Genomic DNA, 19,195 nt, shown 5'->3' with positions numbered 1-19,195 from the left:
AGCGCGGCCTCGGCGAAGGCCCGGCCGACGGCCGACGCGACCCGGCGCAACGAGGGATCTCGGCGCGCGATCCTGTCCGCCGCCTTCGAGCTGGCGGGCGAGATCGGCTACGACAAGCTGACCATCGAGGCGATCGCCGCCAGGGCCGGCGTCGGCAAGCAGACGATCTACCGGTGGTGGCCGTCCAAGGGCGCCGTCCTGCTCGACGCCTTCCTGATGCTCAGCGAGACCGGCGACGACGCGACACCCGGTCTGCCGAACACCGGCGACCTGGAAGCGGATCTGAAACTCGTCCTGCGCGCCACCGTCGCCGAACTGGCCGACCCCCGCTTCGATCTCCCCCTGCGCGGCCTGACCAGCGCCATCATGCACGACACCGCCCTGGCCGCGACTTACGTCGAACGACTCCAGGGCCCCGTCGACGACCTGAAACGCCGACGGCTGGCCGCCGCGCAGACCGCGGGCCAGATCGCCGCCGACATCGACCTCGACGTGGCCATCGCGATGATCTGAGGCCCACTGATGGACCGATGGCTACTGCGCACGGGCACACTGAACACCGACTTCGCCGATCGTGTGGTGGAGACCGCCCTGCGCGGCCTACGCGGCTGAATTCACGGAACAGGCTGTCCGGCAGGGATATTCGGCCGACTGGGCCGGGCCGACGAACGAGAGATCGCGTATTACCCGCGTAGCGACGCGGGCAGCGGGGAACGGTCGCCCGCGCCGGGGCCGTCCACCGGCTTCAGATCGCGGCCGTGGACCCGCTCCCCGCAATGCGAGCACACCGGCTCGATCGTGGCGACGTGGCCGCAGCCGCGATGCAGCGCCTCGACCGGGGCGCCGTTCGGGGCAGCCCATTCGTCGCCCCACTGACGCATCGCGGTCACCACCTGCCACAGGGAGCGACCCTTGGCGGTCAGGCGGTAGTCGTAGCGGACGGGATTGTCCTGGTAGGGCTCCCTGGTCATGATCCCGTGTTCGACCAGGCCCTCGAGGCGTTGGGTGAGCACATTGCGGGCGATGCCGAGCCGGTCACGGAAGTCGTCGAACCGGGTTACGCCGAAGAGGGCGTCGCGCACGATCAGCAACGTCCACCACTCCCCGACCACCTCCAGGCACTGGGCCATGGAGCAGTTCATGTCTTCGAAGCTGGTGCGCCGCATGACCCCAGCATAGTCGGTTGCATGAAAGAACTCACCGATCTAGCGTGAGTTGCATGATGAAACTCACCGGCGGTCTCGGCGCGCAATTCGCCCTCACTGCCACGGAATCCGGGCGGTGGCATGCCGTGGTCGACGATTCGTGGCGCGGCTGGACCGGCCCACACGGCGGCGCGCTCGCCGGGCTGCTGATCGAGGTCGCCCAGCAGGCGAGCTCGCGCGACTACCCCGTGCGGGCAGCCGATGTCCGGTTCCTCGGCAGACCGGCGACCGGCGCGTTCACCCTGCGCGCCACCGAACACACCGCCGGACGCAGCACGACGATTCTGGATGTGATCGCCGAACAGGACGGTGCGCCGGTCGCGGGGGCCACCATCACTCTCGGCGCGACCAGTGCGACAGCGATCCCGGCCCACAGCGCCCGGCCCGCGCCCGTCGTGGCGGCGCCACAGGACTGCGCGCTGTTCCAGCTGCCGCCCGAGATCGTCCCCGTCGGAACGCATTTCGTCATCCGACCCGCCGCGGGTCCATTACCCCTCAGCGGTGCGGACGAGGCGATGATGTGCGCCTGGATCGCACTCGACCCCGCGCTGCCCCTCGACGCGCCGAGTCTGGCCGTTCTCGCCGACGCGCTCCCGCCCGGCCTGTTCCCGCTGCTCACCGCGCCGGTCGCCGTCCCGACCGTCACCCTGTCGCTGCAACTACACGCCGATCTCACCCACCCCGGCGACACGCCCGTGCTGGTCCGCGCCGCGAACGTCAGTTCCGGTGGCGGCTGGTCGGTCGACGACACCGATATCTGGGACGGCGAGGGCGTTCTGCTCGCCACCGCCCGTCAGACCCGCCGCGTCCTCGGCTGAACGAGAGCTCGATCATGAAATCCCTTGCCCCGTCGCGGGATACGAATCCACGCCTGGTGCTCGCCATCGTCTCCATCGGCGTGCTGTTGTCGAGCCTCGACCTGTTCATCGTCAATGTCGCCATGCCGGCCGTGGCAGCCGACTTCGGCGCCGGACTGACCGAGCTGTCCTGGGTGCTCAATCTCTATGCCATCGTCTTCGCCGCCCTGCTCGTTCCGGCCGGTCGGCTCGGCGACCGCAGCGGTAACCGCGGCACGTTCCTCACCGGACTGGCGATCTTCGTGATCGGGTCGGCACTGTGCTCGGCGGCCTGGAACGTGGAGTCGCTCATCGCTTTCCGTGTTGTCCAGGCCGTGGGATGCGCGCTCCTCACGCCGTCCTCGCTCGCGCTGGTACTCGCCGCGACGCCACCGGCGCGGCGCGCCGGCGCGGTTCGGCTGTGGGTCGCGTTCGGTGGACTCGGCGCCGCGCTCGGTCCGGTCCTCGGCGGGTTGCTGGTCGAACTCGATTGGCGCTGGGTCTTTCTCGTGAACGTGCCGATCGGCGCGGCCGCGTTCGCGATCGGCGTGCGAAAGCTGCCGTGCCCGCCCGCGGCGGGCGGTCCGCTGCCCGACCTGTTGGGCGCGGGGGCGCTGATCGGCGCGGTCGGATCGTTGATCCTGGCCGTCGTCGAAGGTCCCGAGTGGGGCTGGACCTCCGCCGGGGTCCTCGCTGGGTTCGGCGTCGCGATCGCGTTCGGTGTCGTTTTCGCGGTGAGCTCGGCCCGTCATCACAGCCCGATCATCGACCCGGCCCTGCTTCGGGTCCCGAATTTCACGCTCGCGGGGGCGAACTCGCTGGTGTTCCAGATCGCGTTCGCGGGCATGCTGCTCTCGGTCACGCTCTGGGCACAGAACGTGTGGGGGTGGTCGGCCTTGCAGACCGGTCTGGCGATCGCGCCCGGCCCAATGGTCGTCCCCTTCGTCGCCGTCGCCGCGGGCAAGCTCATCGCCCGGGTCGGCCCGGGCCCGGTGATCGCGGCAGGCGGGCTCGCCTTCGGCGGCGGGCTCCTGTGGTGGGCGCGCGCGGCCGAACTGTCACCGGACTACGTGGGTGGCCTGCTCGGCGGGATGCTGCTCACCGGCCTCGGCGTCGGGTTGACCCTGCCGACCGCCTTCGCCGTCGGCGCGGGAACCCTTCCCCCGCAACGCTTCGCGACCGGATCGGCTGTCCTGAGCATGGCCCGCCAACTCGGTCTCGCCATCGGCGTCGCGGTGCTCGTCGCGCTACTCGGTACCCCGAACACCCCGGCTGCCACGCTCGACGCCTTCCAGCGCGCCTGGTACGTGACCGCCGCGGTCGCGGTCCTGGCCGGGCTCATCGGCTTCGCCGTACGGTCCGGGCAGGCGGTCGAATCGCCCGGCGACGTCACCACTCCGGTGGCGACCGAGAACTCCGGGGACGCGGCAGTTTCCGCCTGACCCCGAGCGGTCGGCGACCACGATGTCGCCGGCCGCGTCCCTCGGTCCGCTCAGCCCCAGCTCGCGTGGTCCGGAACCGACGAATCGAAGATTACGTAGAAGAAGTGACCGGGGGTCAGTTCGTTCATGTCGTGCCAGCGACCCCATGGGTCTCGCTGGTAGTAGCGCTCCATCCCGGTGCCATCGTCGAAGCAGACGATGTTCGAGGTGCCGAACGGGCTCCAATAAACGTCGGTGCCGGGCCGCGGCGGTTCGAGCGGGGTGCGGAACAGGTGACTGCACGACGTGATGACGGGGTCGTAATAGGTGGGCTGGGCGGCGGCGGGTGCCTGCCCGGCGATCCCGGCGACCGTGACCGCGACGGCCGCGAAGCCGAGACGAACTATGGAACGCATCGCATCTGCCCCTCACCCGAGCGGAAAGGAAGGCCCTTCGTATCGCAAACGATATTACGCCCGCTCGCCAGGTTGCGCGGAAATCCGACCGTAGACGGATATGCCGAGCACCCGGTCGCGCTACCGTGGCAGGACCGGGCTCAGCGGAAAGTAGGAAAAGCTGTGGACAGCACGACGATTGCACGGCAATGCACACTGTGCGAGGCACACTGCGGAATTCTGGTCACCGTCGAGGATTCGCAGGTCACCCGCATCGAGGGCAACCCTGACGACGTGCTGTCGAAGGGCTACATCTGCCCGAAAGCGACAGCCATGGGCGGTCTGCACCACGATCCGGACCGGCTGCGGACACCGATGCGCCGCGTCGGCGACACCTTCGAGCCCGTCGGCTGGGACGAGGCATTCCGAGAGATCGGCCGACGTTTGCGCTCGGTGCGGTCCGCGCACGGTCCCAGCGCCACCGGGATGTACATCGGTAACCCCGCCGCCCACAGCTCCTCGGTGATGTACGGAGCGCTGCTTCGGACCGCCCTGCTGACCCGCAACTTCTTCTCCGCGTCCTCGATCGATCAGTTCCCGCAGGAATTCGTCGCGTGGCGGATGTTCGGCTCGAACATTCTCATGCCGGTCACCGATATCGACCGCACCGACCGACTGGTGGTGCTCGGCGCCAATCCCGCGGTATCCAACGGGTCGATCACCACCATGCCCGGCGCGAAGACGCGGATCAAGAACGTCCGCGCACGCGGCGGCACCGTGGTCGTGATCGACCCGCGCCGCACCGAAACGGCCCGGCTGGCGGACGAGCACGTGGCGGTCCGTCCCGGCGGCGATATCTACCTGCTGCTCGGGATGCTGCATGTGCTGATCGTCGAGGAACTGTGCGACGAACAGGCCGTGCGGTCGCTCTGCACCGGCTGGGACGAGCTCGCCGAACTGGTCGCCGATACCACCGCCGAACGCATGGCGCCGCTGGCCGGCGTCGACGCCGAGACCATCCGACGGCTGGCCCGTGACCACGCGGCGGCGCGCTCCGCGGTGTTGTACGCGCGGATCGGGGTGTGCCAGCAGGTGACGGGCACACTCACCCACTGGCTGGTCAACACGATCAACGCGGTGACCGGAAATCTCGATCGGGCGGGCGGTCAGATGTTCGCTTCCCCGGCCGTCGACGCCGCCCGCTACGCGAAGTACCTGCCGATGGGCCACGGCGCGTGGACCGACCGGTCCGGCGCGCACAAGTCGTTCCGCAGCGAACTGCCGGTCGCGGTCCTCGCCGAGGAAATCCTCACCCCCGGACCGGGCCAGATCAAGGCGATGATCACCTACGCGGGCAATCCGGTGCTCTCGACTCCGCAGGCGGACAAGCTCGACGCCGCGCTGGAATCATTGGATTTCTACGTGGCGGTCGATATGTACGTCACCGAGACGACCCGGCACGCCGACTTCATCCTGCCGCCCGTCTCGGCGCTGGAGCGCGAGGAACTGAGCCTGCTGTTCCCGATATTCAGCGTGCGCAACAACGCCCGCTACGACGCCAAGGTCTTCGATCCACCAGCCGACGGACTCGAGGACTGGCAGATCCTGGCCCGACTGGTGACCGAACTGGTACCGCTGCCGGGACGACGGTTCGCCGGACGCGCGCTCAACGCCGTGTTCGAACAGCTCAGTCCCCTGCGATTGACGGCGGCTGCTGTCGCGACAGGCCCCTACGGTGTCCTGCGCCGCGGGCGAAAAGGGTTGACGCTCGGCAAGATCCGCGACACACCGGGCGGTGTCGACCTCGGCCCGTTGCAGCCACGGCTGCCCGAGCTGATCGGCACCAGAGACCGCAAGACGCACTTGGTGCCCGAGGATTTCCTGGCGGCGGTGCGCACGGTCCTCGACGAGACGACCGCGACGCCCGAGCCCGGCTACGACCTGCAACTCATCGGACGGCGCCACCTGCGCAGCAACAACTCCTGGCTGCACAACATCCCGTCGATGGTGAAGGGCCGTGACCGTTGCACCGTGCTCATCCACCCCGACGACGCCGCCGCCCGTGGTCTTGCCGACGGCGATCCGGCGACGATCGAATCTCCTGTCGGTTCGATCGAGGTACCGGTGGAGATCAGCGGCGATATTCGCCCCGGGGTGGTGGCGATTCCGCACGGATGGGGGCATCGCGAACCCGGGGTCGGCTGGACCGTCGCGGCGGGACTGCCGGGCGCCAATGTCAACCTGTTGCACGACCCGGCCCGCACCGACCCGCTGTCGGGCACCTCAGCGGTCAACAGCACGTGGGTGCGAGTGAACCCGGTCGGGATCGAAATCCCGGACGCCACAGCGCGATCCGAGGTCGCCGCCGCGCCGCGGTGAACCCGATCAGGAATCCGGGTCCACCGCGCCGGGTTCAGCGAAAGCGCAGGTTCGCGGTCGCGAGACCGAAGATCTTGCGACCGCCGGACTTGGCGACGATGGCGATCACCGCGCTGCGGGTGGCCGGGTCCAGCGACTTCACGCGGCCGACGTATTCGACCTGGCCGCCTTCCCTGCCGACGATCGTGTAGGTCGACAGGCGAACGCCGTAGCGGGTAACGGCTCCGGGGTCGCCGGACCAGGTGGAGAGGAAGCCCGCGCCGAGGCCCATCGTCAGCATGCCGTGGGCGATGATGTCGGGCAGGCCGGCCAGCTCGGCGATCTTCTCGTCCCAGTGGATCGGGTTGACGTCACCGGAGACACCGGCGTAGTTGACGAGGTCGCCGCGCGAGATGCGGGCATCACGCAGCGGGAGTTCGTCGCCGACGGTCAGTTCGTCGAACGACATCGTGGTGTTCGGAACGCGGGCACCGCCCTCGACCGACAGCGGAACCTCACCCTCGGGACGCAGGGTGGTCTCCACGACGGCGTTCTTGTCGGCGCTGTAGATACTCACGCCGTGCACCATGATGTTCTCCACCGCGGCGGTGATCGCGGGATCGACCCCGTCGTCACCGGTGATACCCACGACAGTGGTGTGCATGATGTGAACGGTCTCGCCCAGGTCGTCGACGAAGGTGTTGGTGACGGTGATCAGGTCCTTGCCCGCGATCGTGCGCACCGAGGAGAGCTCCACGTCGACGACGAGGCGGTCGCCGGCCACGATCGGCTTGTGCTGTTCGAAGACCTGCTCGGTCTGCACGAACATGTCGTAGCCGACCACCACCGTTTCGAACAGCAGCCTGTTGGCCGCCATAGCGGGGATGGACACGAACGTCAGCGGCGCGACCAGACCCGGGTAGCCGAGGGCGGCGGCCGCCTCGTCCTCCCAGTGCGCGGGGTGGAAGTCCTGGACCGCGCGAGCGTATTCGCGGATCTTCTCGCGGCCGACCTCGTAGACACCCTCTACCCGGTAGTAGTGCCCTACCTTCGACGCAGTATCAGGGGCATCGACGGGCGGGACATCGACTACGGAAGTCACTATGAATCACCTTCGTTCGGGGAACGGACACCCGGCAGGCTAGTCGACGCGCAGGCGGAGCGGACATTCCTTGGCACAGTTCACAGTTCTGTCGCCTTCCTTCGCGCTCAGAAGGAGGGTACGTCGCTGGTGCTGGCATTGCCACCGATCGAGGGTTGCAGCGTGATCTCCCAGTCGGAGTCACCATCGAACGGGTCGTCGAACTTCTGGAACTCGCGCTCGCGGGTGAAGGCGAGCGTCGCCTCGTCCCAATCCTTTCCGGTCTTCAGATAGACGTAGTAGGTGCCGTCGATACCGTTGAGCGTGGCGTTGGATTTGCCCTGGACGTAGATGGTGGCCTGTGGCTTCTTGGGATCGCCGTTGGTGACCACGACCGCGAAGTCGTCGCTGTTGCCGTTGACGATGTCGAGCTTGCCCGCACCGACCAGCCCGTCCTGCTGGACCACCGCACCGTTCTCGCCGCGACGGTTCAGAACCGGCGCCGCGGGAGTGCTCGCGCGCACGGTCGTGGTGGCCTTCGACGTGCTGCTCGTCGGCGCGGCGTCGACGGACTGCCCCGACTCGCATCCACCTACCAGAAGGGCCGCCGCGATCGCGGACACGGCATTCCACTGACGACTCGACATTGTTCCCACCCCATGATCCTGAACCAGCCTCCCCGAGCCGGTCTCCCCGCCAGTATTGCGTGGATTGCCCGCGATGTCATCACAACTGATTCCGGAAAACCCTTCCCTCGTAATCTGGAATGAGTCATAATTTGGAATGTGTCCACCACATCGGACTTCGAACAGATGCTGCGTGCAGCCTCACTGCGCGTCACCGCGCCACGCCTGGCGGTGCTCACCGCAGTGCACCAGCATCCGCATGCCGACACGGACACCATTCTGAGCCGAGTCAGAGCCACCCTCGGGGCCGTCAGCCAGCAGGCCGTCTACGACGTACTGCGGGCACTCACCAGCGCCGGACTGCTCCGGCGGATCCAGCCGATGGGCACCGTCGCGCGCTATGAGACCCGCGTCGGTGACAACCATCATCACCTGGTGTGCCGATCCTGTGGGGTGATCGTCGATGTCGAGTGCGCCGTCGGCGACGCGCCCTGTCTGACTCCCCTCGACGACCGCGGTTTCGTCGTCGACGAGGCAGAAGTCATCTACTGGGGCAGGTGCCCCGACTGCACGACATCACCATCACTCTCCTGAAAGGATTCACCGTGCCCGAGGAACACCCACCTATCGCGGAAGCCAACACGGAAGCCGGTGACAGTGGTTGCCCCGTCATGCATCGTCCGTTCGCCTCCACCGACGCGCGCGGAGCGAACGCCGAGTGGTGGCCGAACCAGCTCAATCTCACACTGCTGCAGAAGAATCCGCCCTCGGTGAACCCGATGGGCGAAGACTTCGACTACGCGGCCGAATTCGCCACCCTCGACCTGGCGGCGGTGAAGGCCGATATCGAGCAGGTCATGACGACCTCGCAGTCCTGGTGGCCCGCCGACTTCGGCCACTACGGCCCGTTCTTCATCCGGATGGCCTGGCACTCCGCGGGCACCTACCGGGTCGGTGACGGCCGGGGCGGCGCGGGCGCCGGCCTGCAGCGCTTCGCCCCGCTCAACAGCTGGCCCGACAACGCCAGCCTCGACAAGGCGCGCCGCCTGCTGTGGCCGGTGAAGAAGAAGTACGGCCGCAAGCTCTCCTGGGCCGACCTCATCGTCTACACCGGCAATGTCGCGCTCGAGTCGATGGGTTTGCCGACCTTCGGGTTCGGTGGCGGCCGCGTCGACGCGTGGGAGCCCGAGGAAGACGTGTTCTGGGGTCCCGAGCGCACCTGGCTCGGCGACGAACGCTACACCGGTGAACGCAACCTCGACCGTCCGCTCGCCGCGGTCCAGATGGGCCTGATCTACGTCAATCCCGAAGGCCCCAACGGCAATCCGGATCCCCTCGCCGCCGCCGTCGACATCCGCGAGACCTTCGCCCGGATGGCGATGAACGACGAGGAGACCGCCGCACTCATCGCGGGCGGGCACACCTTCGGTAAGACCCACGGTGCGGGTGACGCGGACCTGGTCGGGGTCGAACCGGAAGCCGCGCCGCTGGAACTGCAGGGGCTGGGCTGGAAGAGCAGCTTCGGCACCGGCGTCGGCGAGGACGCGATCACCAGCGGCCTGGAAGGCATCTGGAACAGCACCCCCATCACCTGGGACAACAACTTCCTCGAAACCCTCTACGGGTACGAGTGGGAGCTGTCGAAGAGCCCGGCGGGCGCGCATCAGTGGATCCCGAAGGACGGCGCGGGCGCCGACACCGTGCCCGATCCGTTCATCGCGGGCAAGAAGCGCGCGCCGGTCATGCTGACCACCGACCTGTCGCTGCGGTTCGACCCCATCTACGGGCCGATCACCCGCCGCTGGCTGGACAACCCCGCGGAGTTCACCGACGCGTTCGCGCGCGCCTGGTACAAGCTCACCCACCGCGATATGGGCCCCGTCGTGCGCTACCTCGGCCCGCTGGTGCCGTCCGAGGAGCTGCTGTGGCAGGACCCGGTTCCCGCCCAGAACGGCCCGGTCATCGGCGACGCCGAGATCGCCGCCCTCAAGGGCCAGATCCAGGCCTCTGGCCTGTCCATCGCCCAGCTGGTGACGACGACATGGGCGGCGGCCTCGTCGTTCCGTGGCAGCGACAAGCGTGGCGGCGCCAACGGTGGCCGGATCCGGCTGCAGCCCCAGGCGGGCTGGGCGGTCAACCAGCCCGACGAGCTCGCCCAGGTGGTGCGGGTCTACGAGGGCATCCAGGACACGTTCAACGCCGGCGGCGGCGTGCAGGTGTCGTTCGCCGATCTGGTCGTCCTCGGCGGTGCGGTCGGTGTCGAACAGGCCGCCCAGGCCGCCGGTTTCCCGGTGACGGTGCCGTTCACGCCGGGCCGCACCGATGCGACCCAGGAGCAGACCGACGTCGAGTCGTTCGACGCGCTCGAGACCGCGGCCGACGGTTTCCGCAACTACGTGTCCAAGGACGCGCAGGTCCCCGCGGAGTTCTTGCTCATCGACAAGGCGAACCTGCTCACGCTCAGCGCGCCGGAGATGACCGTGCTGATCGGTGGTCTGCGCGTGCTCGGCGCGAACTACCAGTCCTCGTCGCTGGGTGTGTTCACCGAAACCCCGGGGGCGCTGACGAACGACTTCTTCGTCAACCTCCTCGACATGGGTACCGAGTGGACGCCGTCGGCCACCGACGACAACGTCTACGAAGGCCGCGACCGCGCCACCGGCGCGGTCACCTGGACCGGTAGCCGGGTCGATCTGGTGTTCGGCTCCAACTCGCAGTTGCGAGCGGTGGCCGAGGCCTACGCGACCGACGACGCGAAGGAGAAGTTCGTGCACGACTTCGTCGCCGCGTGGACCAAGGTGAGCAACCTGGACCGGTTCGACGTCACAGCCTGATCCGAACAGCGAAACACCCTGCGACGCACTGTGCGCCGCGGGGTGTTTCGCTGTCGTCAGGACTCGGCGAGCTCGGCCAGCCGGTCCACCGACGCCTGCAGCTTGTCGGCGGTCGTGGCCTTGGCCCGCACCTGACGCAGCTCGTCGTGCAGTTCGGTCCAGTCGTAGGTGTGGGTCACCCGGGTGTGGGTCCCGTCGATCGGCTCGAGCTCCCAGCGCCAGAGGTGTCCGGGCGGGGTCTTGTCACGCTCGGACGGATTCCACGCGATGCGACGACCCTCCTCGAACTCCACGATGTGGTTGTCGCGGTCGGCACCGTTGGTCAGCGTCGTGGTGAACACGTCACCGACCGCGCGGACCCGCTGGCCCGAGCTCGCCTGCGCGAGGTTGTCGTTGCCGTCCCAGCGGGGCTGCTGCTCGGGATCGGCGATCAGGTCGAAGATCGCGGCGGGGCTCGCCGCGACGTCGCGGGAGGCGTGGACTATGCGTGGCACGTCGATGGTTTCGGTCACCGGGCGATAGAACCAGCAGCTCACCCACCCCGGCAACCATTCCGCTCGAGGCAGCGACTAACTCGAGCGATACCCCGCGAATGGTCGTTGACAGCGTCCATCGTGGCACTCTCGTCGGATAGCTCCCCTGCCCCAACGATCTTGATGGGCCCCGCATTCCGGCGCTGTCCACGGCATATGCGCCGAAGTCGTGACGTACTCTAACGTTGCGGGGTGCTAGGACATTCACATGCGACGAGTGGGGCGCTGGCCTGGGCAGGTACTGCCGCGGCATTACCACTCACCGTCGCCGCTTTCCCCCTGTTCGACAGCGAGACAACGCGATTCGGCATCGCGGAGCTCATCATGGGCACGCTGCTCACCGCGGGTGCGGCGTTGCTGCCGGACGCGGATCATCCCAGCGGCACCATCTCCCACGTGCTCGGCCCGGTGTCACATCACCTGTGCCGCTTCATCTCCTGGGTGTCGGGCGGGCATCGTCACGGAACACATTCGCTGCTGTTCGTCGTCGTCGCGGTCGCGGCGACCTGGGCGGGCGAGCACTATCTCGGGCGGCCGTTCACGCTGGGCCTGGTGTTCTTCCTCCTCGCGCTGGCGGTGCGCTCGCTGCACCTGTGCCCGCCGGGCAAGAGTGTGCGGACCTACGGAACGGTGATCGTGCTGGCCACGGCGGGGACCTTCGCCGTCGATCACTGGATCGTCGATCGGCCGGTGTGGCTCCCGATCTGTGTTGGCCTCGGGTGTCTGGCGCACCTGCTCGGCGACTGCCTGACCGACCGGGGCTGCCGACTGCTGTGGCCGTTTCCGTTGCGTACCAGGGTGCCGCTGATCGAACGGACCGGGAACCGGGTCGAGACCTGGGTCATCTCCCCCCTGTTCGTGCTCGGCACGATGGGCGCGCTCTGGTACGCGATCATGCACCGGCCGTGATCGCCGGGACGGCGGGGCTCCCGCCGTCCCGAGCCCGGTCGGCGTAGCCGACCCCTCAGTCATCCTGGCGCGACTACATTCATTAATGCGCATATCGCTGTATCAACATTAATTTTGTGACCCACCCCAGACCCGGCGGCTCGGCATCGTCGCAGGTCTCGAAGCCGCCCCCAGATCTGACGCCTTTCAGTGCACAGTTGTACTCTCAAGACTGTGACGGAGCAGCTCCCCCAATCCCAGGCCGAAGTACAGGCGCTCACGCGGCTCGCCGGTGACGAGTTCGTCGGTGCGGTCGACGGGATCGCGGCCATCCACCGCGCCATCTCCGATCGGGTGTTCGCGGCGGTGCGGTTCGGCGTCGGACCGGCGGCGGCTCCGGTGAAGATCGTGCACGACGCCATCACCGACGGCATCTACGCGGCCGTCAGCGGCACCGGATTCGTCGTCGGCGAGGTCGCGAGCGCGGTGACGCTGCCCGGCGTCACCGCGCCGTCGCGCACGGTGTGGGGCTCGGGCGTACTGGCCGCGATCCAGGGGCTGATCGGTGACACCCTGGAAGACGAGACCCCGATCCTCTCCTCCCCCATGACCTTTCGCATCGACGGCGTCCCTGTTCCGCCCGAAGAGTTCGCCGCCCACGTCCCGGTGCCGACGACCAGACTGGTCGTGCTCCTGCACGGACTAGTCGAGACCGAACACTCCTGGCGCCTTGGTCACCGCCCGACCTATGGCGAGCGCCTGGAAGCCGATCTCGGCTACATACCGGTCTTCGTCCGCTTCAATTCCGGCCTGCACATCTCCGAGAACGCCGCCCAGCTCAGCGCCCTGCTGACCCGTCTGGTCGACAGCTGGCCGATGCCGGTGCACGAGATCTGCCTGGTCGGACACTCGATGGGCGGGCTGATCATGCGTAGCGCCTGCCATCAGGCCGAGGAGTCGGGCGAGGCGTGGGTGCGATCGGTGCGACAAATCGTCTGCCTCGGTTCCCCGCACCACGGTGCGCCGCTCGAACAGTTCGTGCATTACGCCTCGGCCGCACTGGACCGACTGCCCGAGACCCGGCCGCTGAGCACCTTGTTGCGTAGGCGTAGCGCGGGCATCCGGGACCTGCGTCAGGGTTCGCTGGTCGACGAGGACTGGCGCGACCTCGATGTGGACACCCTGCGCGCACGGGCGGTCAAGGAAGTGCCGCTGCTCGCCGGCGTCGATCACTACTTCGTCACCACGACCATCACCCACAGCCCGAAGCATCCACTCGGCATGATCATCGGCGACGGCATGGTTCTCACCGGCAGCGGGTCGGGACGCGGACGGACAAGGCGCCTGGATTTCGACGCGGTCAACGGCCTGCACATCCCCGGGGCCAACCACTTCAGCCTGCTCAATCACGACGCTGTCTACGATGCGCTGCACAGCTGGTTGTCGAGCACGCCCCGCCGCTCGCGTCAGGTGGATACGCTGTGGCCATGACTCTCGACCACGGCGATCCGGGCGACGCACCTGCCATTCCGCTGCCGACCGCTCCCCTGGCCAACGAGGCCCGCCCCTCGCCGGCCGAAGAAGCCAGAACAATCGCGGCCGGCACCAATACCGGCACCCTGGCCAGCCTCACCGCCGACGGCGCACCATGGGCCTCGTTCATCACCTACGGATTGCTCGACGGCGCACCGGTTCTGAGCGTGTCGCGACTGGCCGAACACGGCCGCAACCTGGCCGCCGATCCGCGCGCCAGCATCGCGATCGTCACGCCCGACATCCCCGCCGACCCCCTCGCGGGCACCAGGATCACCCTCGCGGGTTTCGTGGAACGGCCGACCGGCGCCGAGGCCGAAGCCGCCCGCGCGGCCCACCTGGCGGCGATCCCGGCGGCCAAGTACTACATCGACTACAGCGACTTCACCCTCTGGGTACTGCGGATCGAACGGGTGCGCTGGGTCGGCGGCTACGGCCGGATGGATTCGGCCTCGGCCGCCGATTACCTTGCCGCACAGCCGGACCCGATCGTCGCGCACGCAGCGCCCGGCATCGCGCACCTCGACGCCGACCACGCCGAGGCACTGCTGGCGATGGCCCAGCAGCTGGGTGGCTTCCCCGACGCCATCGCCGCCACCTGCGAGCGCGCCGACCGCTACGGCCTCGACCTGCGCGTGGAATCCCCCCGTGGAGTGGCGCGCACCCGGGTCGGCTACGCCGCCCCGCTGTCGGAGATCAGCGAATTGCGCGCGGCGACGGTCGAATTGACCCGACGGGCCCGCGCCACGAACTGATCACGCCTCGTACAGCTCGAGCGGCAGGTCGTCCGGATCGAAGAAGAAGGCCATCTGTTTGCCGGTGTGTTCATCGGTGCGCAGTTCCTCGGTCCGGACGCCACGCGCCCGCAACTCGTCGAGGGCAGCGGGCACGCTCGTCACCGCCAGCGCCAGGTGCCGCAGGCCCGCGGCTTCCGGCCTGCTCGGACGGGCAGGCGGGTCGGGGAACGAGAACAGTTCGATGCGGACCCCGCCGGGCAGCTCGATGTCGATCTTCCACGAATCGCGATCGGCCCGGTAGTTCTCGTCGAGGACGGCGCCGCCGAGGGTTTCGGTATAGAAACGCTTGGAGCGGGCGTAGTCCGTCGCGATGATCGCGATGTGGTGGAGCCCGAGAAATTGCATGTCGCTGTCGCGCTCAGGTCCAGAGAACCGCGACCAGCACATTCACGATCGCGAGGCCACCGGCGGCGTCGGTCATCCAGTCGATCTGCTTGCCCCGCTTCGCATCACCCCTGCCCATTTCGGCGAACGCGGCCACCGCGACCGCGACCGCCAGCTTCACCGCCAGCTTCGCCGTATCCGGCTCCTTGTCGAGCGAGTCGATGCCCGAAGCCATTCCGGCCAGGATCACGCCGGTGATCAGCTGCGCGCGAGCACCCCACACCATCAGCTCCGACACCACCGGGCGCCCCGCGACGTAGCCACCGACCACCGCGGCCATGCCGAGCAGATGGGTGACGACCACCAGGCTGTAAACGAATTCCATGGGTGCGAAGCGTAGTTCAGACGAAAACGGCCGGTACCCGAAGGCACCGGCCGGTTCAGACGAACTATTCCGTGGGGAGCTCAGACCACCTGCTGGTCCAGCAGATGCGCGTCCTTGCGGACACCGAAGGCGGTGATCACTTCCATGACACCGATGATGATCAGGAAGATGCCGACGACCCAGACCAGCGTGGACAGCGACGAGATCGGCCACACGATCAAGACGACACCGGCCAGCGCGCTGATGATGCCGTAGAAGATCTGCCAGCCGCGGCCGGGCACGCCCGGGTCCGAGATCGCGGCGAACAGCACGGCCACGCCCCGGAACAGCCAGCTGATACCGATCCACAGCCCGAGCAGCACGATCGAGGCCAGGTCGTCGCGGAAGCAGAAGACGCCGATGATCAGCGACAGCACACCGCTGATGAAGGACAGCACGCGAAAGCTGGTGCTCGGCAGGTGAGTGAAGGCGGCGATCAGCTGGAAGATGCCGCTGACAACCATGTAGATGCCGAACAGAATGCCCGCCACGAGCAGTGACGGACCGGGCCACACGAGCACGATGATGCCCAGGACCACCGCGAGGAGGCCGGTGACCAGAATTGTTTGCCAGGTCTTCTTGGCAAGAGCCGTCAACGGGCTCCCTAGCACGGTATTTGTCGTCATAACGAGATGTTATGCCCGGTCGCTCCGGTTTTCCGGACAATAGCTGGGGCTGTAATCGTGTCGCGATCGGGTGCCTCGCCCGCCGCGGCCATCGCACCGGCCCGTCACATCGTTGCCCTGGCGAAAAGTTTGGTCGGCGACCGTCTCGGGTAGATGAAGAATGTGTCGGTTGTACTCGTGCTGCAAGCTCGGGGCCTCGGTGAGCTTCTCTCCGCGGTCCCGGCTCTGCGTGCCCTGCGCCGGGCCGAACCACGCAAGCGGATCGTCTTGGCGGCCCCGCATCGGTTGGAGCAGATCGTCGACCTGATCTCCTCGGTCGACGAACTCGTCGCCACCGCCGATCCGGCCGCCTTGATCTGGGATGGTCCCGCGCCCGAATTGGCGGTGAACCTGCACGGCCACGACGGCGCCAGCGCACGAGCGCTGGCCGATACCGGGGCCGAGCGGATCATCGGCCATCGAACGCCCGCCCTACCCAAGCTCGCCGGTCCGCGCTGGGATCCGGAGGCGCATGTGGTCGACCGGTGGTGCCGTCTGCTCGAAGGCGAGGGCATCGACGCGGATCGACGTAACCTCGGGCTGGTTCCGCCGGTGGCCTCGATCAGCCGCCGCGACAGCATCGTCGTCCACATCGGCGCGGGCGCGCCCGCGCGCCGGTGGCCGCCGGAGCGATTCGCCGCGGTGGTGCGGCACCTGCTGGTGCTCGGCCGAGACGTTGTGCTCACCGGCGACCCGTTCGAGCACGACATCGCTCGACAGGTGGCCGCGCAGGCGGGCCTGCCCGACGACCGCGTCCTCGCGGGACGACAGAACCTCACCGATCTCGCGGCGACGGTGGCCGAAGCCGCCCTCGTGATCAGCGGCGATACCGGTGTCGCGCATCTGGCGACGGCATTCGGCACCCGCACGGTGCTTCTGTTCGGTCCGACGCCGCCGCGCCGGGGCGGCCCGCCCGCGCACCTGCTCGGCAGGCACGCGGTGCTGTGGGCCGGACAGGTCGGCGATCCCGACGGGCTCTCACCCGACCCCGGCTTGCTGCGGATCGGAGTGCCCGAGGTGATCTCGGCGGTCGACATGCAGCTGGACAAGCAGGCCTGGGCCGAATCCGGTAGGTCGCGCTACCGCCGAGTGGGCTGAGCCGGGTCGTCACCGACCGCGTCACGCAGCGCGGCGGCATGGGCCGCCAGCGCGCTCGGCCAGTATTTGTCGAGGTAGTCGCGGGCGTCGTTGAGGCCGCGGGGGTCCAGGGAGTAGAGGTGCCGGTTCCCGTCGCGACGCATACGGACCAGGTGGGCCTCCCGCAGCACGCGCAGGTGCTGCGACGCGGCCGAACTGGTGATTCCGGTGGCGGTAGCGAGGTCGGACACCGAACGGGGACCCTGCGGCAACGATTCGAAGATCGCGCGCCGGGTGGGATCGGATAACGCCGTGATGGCACGGACTCCGTTAGCGTCCACTGAATCAGTGTCCCCGGGATGCGATATTTCGGCAACGATCTTGACCAGCGACATTTCACCCGGTGAGTCCGAGGATGCCAGCTATCGTTAGGCTATTGTTATAGATCAACTGGGGTTTTGCCGCTTCGTGATCGCAGCCACAGGATTCGCCGCGAAGGTTACGGTTTAGCTACGTTCTAAAACATGTTCGTGACCAACCCGTTATCTGCTCGAGTCTCCGACGCCTTCGCAGGTCGTTGGGGAGGCGTGGTCGCGGGTGCGGTGGCTTTGTCCGCACTCGTGGGTACCTCCGTCGCCACTTTCAGTGAGCCCGAGAGCCCTGTCCCCACTACCACGATCGCCGCGGACGCCACCGAGGCCATCAACACGGGCCAGTCACCGTACCGCTTCACCGCGTACACCCCTGCCGAGGCCCAGGGCCCGCAGGGCGAGACCCCCGCCTCCGCCCCGATCCCGTGGGAAGAGCACCGCGAAGCGGTCGGCCTTGAACTGCCGGCGCTGCCGTTCATCGCTCCCCCGCCGCCGCCGCGCCCGCAGACCGTTCGCCCGGTCAGCGGCAGGCTGACCTCCTACTACGGCGCCCGCTGGGGCACCGCACACAACGGCATCGACTTCGGCGACCCGATCGGCGCACCGATCTTCGCCGTCACCGACGGTACCGTGATCGAGGCCGGGCCGGCTTCGGGCTTCGGCCTGTGGGTCCGCGTCCAGCAGGACGACGGCACCATCGGCGTGTTCGGCCACGTGAACGACATCCTGGTTCAGGTCGGTCAGCACGTCAACGCCGGTGACACCATCGCCACCGTCGGTAACCGTGGCAACTCCACCGGCCCCCACCTGCACTACGAGGTGCACGTGCCGGACGGCTCGCTCTACGGCGCCCCGATCGACCCGCACCCGTGGCTCGCCGCGCGTGGGATCGACGCCGGCGTCGCCCAGGACTGATCCTCACCCACTGATCGCCGCCCGACGCGCGATCAGAAATTCCCGAAGCCGCGCGACCGCGAGCGTCGAGTCATGGTCTCCCGAGACCAGGCCGACCTCGCGGTCGCGTTCGCCATCGATGGGGATCACCGCCAGGTCGGGATTGTCGACCTCGGCGGCAGGCAGGAGCGCGACCCCCTGCCCGAGCGCGACCAGGGCGCGCAGGGTCTCGAACTCGGTGATCTCGAATACCACTCGTGGTGTGAACCCCGCTGCGGCACACCAGGTGTCGAGCAGGGTGCGCAGCTGATAACTGGGCGGGTTCGCGATGAACGCCTCCTCGGCCAGTTCGGCGAGGTCGATGCGGGTGCGCCCGGCCAGCGGATGCGTGCGCGACACGTGCAGGTCGATGCGCTGACGTCCGAGGTCGACCGTCGGCAAGTCGGACGGGGGCGGGATCATCACCGCGAGGTCGAGCCTGCCGTCGCGCACCTGCTCGGCCAACGCCTCGCCGTGCGCCTGCACCAGATGCAGCCGGATTCGCGGCGCGCGGGTGTGGAACTGCGCGAGCAGCGAGGGAATGCTGACCGGACCCAGCGTGAGCGGGAACCCGAAACGCACCAGCCCGCTGTCGGGGTCGGCGTCGGCACGCACCCGGTGCACCGCGTCGTCGAGCGCGCGCACCAGTCCGCGCGTGCGTTCGTAGAGGTCACGCCCTTGCGGGGTGAGCGCGACGCCGCGCCCGACCGGCTGGAACAGGGCCACTCCGAGTAGCTGCTCCATCGTCTTGACGCGGCGGCTCAGTGAGGACTGCGGCACGCCGAGACGCTGGGCGGCCCGGGTGAAGTGACCTTCTTCGGCTGCCGCGTCGAAGGCGGAGAGAAGCGGGGCCAGCGCCTGCGCTCCCGACTCCGATGAATCATCCATATCCGG

General features: G+C 68.2%; 21 protein-coding genes. 11 read left to right on the top strand and 10 right to left on the bottom strand.

The annotated features are described in order from the left end of the window. Positions 1-513: TetR/AcrR family transcriptional regulator (locus tag NS1_RS37245; RefSeq protein ID WP_307620583.1), on the top strand; the 513-nt coding region annotated here is incomplete at its 5' end. A gap of 170 nt (positions 514-683) precedes the next feature. On the opposite strand, the gene NS1_RS37240 is transcribed toward NS1_RS37245, so the two are convergent. Further along, positions 684-1,166: a winged helix-turn-helix transcriptional regulator gene (locus tag NS1_RS37240; protein WP_062992249.1), complete on the bottom strand. Its 483-nt coding sequence runs from the start codon at positions 1,164-1,166 to the stop codon at positions 684-686. Between the two features lie 53 nt (positions 1,167-1,219). On the opposite strand from NS1_RS37240, the gene NS1_RS37235 reads away from it, so the two are divergent. Together NS1_RS37235 and NS1_RS37230 are read left to right on the top strand one after the other, a co-directional pair. Then, complete coding sequence (locus NS1_RS37235) at positions 1,220-2,023, top strand: acyl-CoA thioesterase (protein ID WP_062992247.1); 804 nt, start codon at positions 1,220-1,222, stop codon at positions 2,021-2,023. A gap of 14 nt (positions 2,024-2,037) precedes the next feature. Then, positions 2,038-3,483, top strand: coding sequence for an MFS transporter (locus NS1_RS37230; RefSeq protein WP_063816376.1), 1,446 nt, complete (start codon positions 2,038-2,040; stop codon positions 3,481-3,483). A 50-nt stretch (positions 3,484-3,533) separates the two neighbouring features. Here the strand turns inward: NS1_RS37230 and NS1_RS37225 are convergent, their stop codons facing one another. Beyond that, positions 3,534-3,878: a hypothetical protein gene (locus NS1_RS37225; protein WP_062992245.1), complete on the bottom strand. Its 345-nt coding sequence runs from the start codon at positions 3,876-3,878 to the stop codon at positions 3,534-3,536. 162 nt (positions 3,879-4,040) lie between these two features. Here NS1_RS37225 and NS1_RS37220 point away from each other — a divergent pair, with 162 nt between their 5' ends. Further along, entirely contained in the window at positions 4,041-6,236 is a 2,196-nt protein-coding gene (locus tag NS1_RS37220; RefSeq protein WP_062992243.1) for a molybdopterin oxidoreductase family protein, read from the top strand. Positions 6,237-6,270: 34 nt separating this feature from the next. Here the strand turns inward: NS1_RS37220 and NS1_RS37215 are convergent, their stop codons facing one another. Together NS1_RS37215 and NS1_RS37210 are read right to left on the bottom strand one after the other, a co-directional pair. After that, complete coding sequence (locus tag NS1_RS37215) at positions 6,271-7,317, bottom strand: fused (3R)-hydroxyacyl-ACP dehydratase subunits HadA/HadB (protein ID WP_062992241.1); 1,047 nt, start codon at positions 7,315-7,317, stop codon at positions 6,271-6,273. A gap of 107 nt (positions 7,318-7,424) precedes the next feature. After that, positions 7,425-7,943 (bottom strand): hypothetical protein, encoded by a 519-nt coding sequence (locus NS1_RS37210; protein WP_157125607.1) that lies wholly within the window; start codon positions 7,941-7,943, stop codon positions 7,425-7,427. 165 nt (positions 7,944-8,108) lie between these two features. Here NS1_RS37210 and NS1_RS37205 point away from each other — a divergent pair, with 165 nt between their 5' ends. After that, on the top strand, positions 8,109-8,516 hold the full coding sequence (locus tag NS1_RS37205; RefSeq protein ID WP_387218796.1) for a Fur family transcriptional regulator: 408 nt from the start codon (positions 8,109-8,111) through the stop codon (positions 8,514-8,516). Positions 8,517-8,527: 11 nt separating this feature from the next. After that, complete coding sequence (gene katG / locus NS1_RS37200; protein ID WP_062992263.1) at positions 8,528-10,756, top strand: catalase/peroxidase HPI; 2,229 nt, start codon at positions 8,528-8,530, stop codon at positions 10,754-10,756. Positions 10,757-10,812: 56 nt separating this feature from the next. On the opposite strand, the gene NS1_RS37195 is transcribed toward katG, so the two are convergent. Further along, a complete protein-coding gene (locus NS1_RS37195; protein ID WP_062992261.1) occupies positions 10,813-11,268 on the bottom strand; it encodes an SRPBCC family protein in 456 nt (151 codons plus the stop codon). A gap of 213 nt (positions 11,269-11,481) precedes the next feature. On the opposite strand from NS1_RS37195, the gene NS1_RS37190 reads away from it, so the two are divergent. The 3 genes from NS1_RS37190 (at position 11,482) to NS1_RS37180 (ending at position 14,465) form a co-directional block, all read left to right on the top strand. Then, on the top strand, positions 11,482-12,198 hold the full coding sequence (locus NS1_RS37190) for a metal-dependent hydrolase (protein ID WP_062992237.1): 717 nt from the start codon (positions 11,482-11,484) through the stop codon (positions 12,196-12,198). Positions 12,199-12,411: 213 nt separating this feature from the next. After that, positions 12,412-13,668, top strand: coding sequence for a lipase family alpha/beta hydrolase (locus NS1_RS37185; RefSeq protein ID WP_062992235.1), 1,257 nt, complete (start codon positions 12,412-12,414; stop codon positions 13,666-13,668). After that, the gene (locus NS1_RS37180; protein WP_062992259.1) at positions 13,665-14,465 is read left to right on the top strand and encodes a HugZ family pyridoxamine 5'-phosphate oxidase; all 801 of its coding nucleotides are present in this window, start codon (positions 13,665-13,667) and stop codon (positions 14,463-14,465) included. The genes NS1_RS37185 and NS1_RS37180 overlap by 4 nt, the downstream gene beginning before the upstream one ends. Here the strand turns inward: NS1_RS37180 and gloA2 are convergent, their stop codons facing one another. From gloA2 to NS1_RS37165, 3 genes are all read right to left on the bottom strand, one after another. Then, on the bottom strand, positions 14,466-14,852 hold the full coding sequence (gloA2, locus tag NS1_RS37175; RefSeq protein ID WP_062992233.1) for an SMU1112c/YaeR family gloxylase I-like metalloprotein: 387 nt from the start codon (positions 14,850-14,852) through the stop codon (positions 14,466-14,468). Between the two features lie 13 nt (positions 14,853-14,865). After that, entirely contained in the window at positions 14,866-15,216 is a 351-nt protein-coding gene (locus NS1_RS37170) for a hypothetical protein (protein WP_062992231.1), read from the bottom strand. 80 nt (positions 15,217-15,296) lie between these two features. Further along, positions 15,297-15,881, bottom strand: a complete 585-nt coding sequence (locus NS1_RS37165) for an HdeD family acid-resistance protein (protein WP_062992229.1) — start codon at positions 15,879-15,881, stop codon at positions 15,297-15,299. A 153-nt stretch (positions 15,882-16,034) separates the two neighbouring features. On the opposite strand from NS1_RS37165, the gene NS1_RS37160 reads away from it, so the two are divergent. Beyond that, on the top strand, positions 16,035-17,018 hold the full coding sequence (locus tag NS1_RS37160) for a glycosyltransferase family 9 protein (protein ID WP_056809762.1): 984 nt from the start codon (positions 16,035-16,037) through the stop codon (positions 17,016-17,018). Here the strand turns inward: NS1_RS37160 and NS1_RS37155 are convergent. Then, on the bottom strand, positions 17,000-17,338 hold the full coding sequence (locus NS1_RS37155; RefSeq protein ID WP_062992257.1) for an ArsR/SmtB family transcription factor: 339 nt from the start codon (positions 17,336-17,338) through the stop codon (positions 17,000-17,002). The two genes, NS1_RS37160 and NS1_RS37155, sit on opposite strands and share 19 nt — an antisense overlap. 183 nt (positions 17,339-17,521) lie before the next feature. Between NS1_RS37155 and NS1_RS38705 the strand changes: the two genes are divergently transcribed. After that, positions 17,522-18,283 (top strand): M23 family metallopeptidase, encoded by a 762-nt coding sequence (locus NS1_RS38705; RefSeq protein WP_084504791.1) that lies wholly within the window; start codon positions 17,522-17,524, stop codon positions 18,281-18,283. 3 nt (positions 18,284-18,286) lie between these two features. Here the strand turns inward: NS1_RS38705 and NS1_RS37145 are convergent, their stop codons facing one another. After that, positions 18,287-19,189 carry a LysR family transcriptional regulator gene (locus tag NS1_RS37145; RefSeq protein WP_062992227.1) on the bottom strand — a complete coding sequence of 301 codons (903 nt, stop codon included), beginning with the start codon at positions 19,187-19,189 and terminating at the stop codon, positions 18,287-18,289. Between the last annotated feature and the right edge of the window lie 6 nt (positions 19,190-19,195).

The sequence above is a fragment of the Nocardia salmonicida NBRC 13393 genome (assembly GCF_001613085.1).
GTDB lineage: Bacteria > Actinomycetota > Actinomycetes > Mycobacteriales > Mycobacteriaceae > Nocardia > Nocardia salmonicida.
Note: the sequence above shows the minus strand (reverse complement) of the source record. Positions and strands in the feature narration are given on the sequence as shown.

What these genes read in the sequence shown, in the direction of transcription:
- NS1_RS37160 (WP_056809762.1), top strand. Translation starts at nt 16,035, where the DNA reads ATGAAGAATGTGTCGGTTGTACTCGTGCTGCAAGCTCGGGGCCTCGGT.
- NS1_RS37165 (WP_062992229.1), bottom strand. Translation starts at nt 15,881, where the DNA reads ATGACGACAAATACCGTGCTAGGGAGCCCGTTGACGGCTCTTGCCAAG.
- NS1_RS37210 (WP_157125607.1), bottom strand. Translation starts at nt 7,943, where the DNA reads ATGTCGAGTCGTCAGTGGAATGCCGTGTCCGCGATCGCGGCGGCCCTT.
- NS1_RS37170 (WP_062992231.1), bottom strand. Translation starts at nt 15,216, where the DNA reads ATGGAATTCGTTTACAGCCTGGTGGTCGTCACCCATCTGCTCGGCATG.
- NS1_RS37235 (WP_062992247.1), top strand. Translation starts at nt 1,220, where the DNA reads ATGATGAAACTCACCGGCGGTCTCGGCGCGCAATTCGCCCTCACTGCC.
- gloA2 (WP_062992233.1), bottom strand. Translation starts at nt 14,852, where the DNA reads ATGCAATTTCTCGGGCTCCACCACATCGCGATCATCGCGACGGACTAC.
- NS1_RS37225 (WP_062992245.1), bottom strand. Translation starts at nt 3,878, where the DNA reads ATGCGTTCCATAGTTCGTCTCGGCTTCGCGGCCGTCGCGGTCACGGTC.
- NS1_RS37240 (WP_062992249.1), bottom strand. Translation starts at nt 1,166, where the DNA reads ATGCGGCGCACCAGCTTCGAAGACATGAACTGCTCCATGGCCCAGTGC.
- NS1_RS38705 (WP_084504791.1), top strand. Translation starts at nt 17,522, where the DNA reads ATGTTCGTGACCAACCCGTTATCTGCTCGAGTCTCCGACGCCTTCGCA.
- NS1_RS37205 (WP_387218796.1), top strand. Translation starts at nt 8,109, where the DNA reads ATGCTGCGTGCAGCCTCACTGCGCGTCACCGCGCCACGCCTGGCGGTG.
- NS1_RS37180 (WP_062992259.1), top strand. Translation starts at nt 13,665, where the DNA reads ATGACTCTCGACCACGGCGATCCGGGCGACGCACCTGCCATTCCGCTG.
- NS1_RS37230 (WP_063816376.1), top strand. Translation starts at nt 2,038, where the DNA reads ATGAAATCCCTTGCCCCGTCGCGGGATACGAATCCACGCCTGGTGCTC.
- NS1_RS37145 (WP_062992227.1), bottom strand. Translation starts at nt 19,189, where the DNA reads ATGGATGATTCATCGGAGTCGGGAGCGCAGGCGCTGGCCCCGCTTCTC.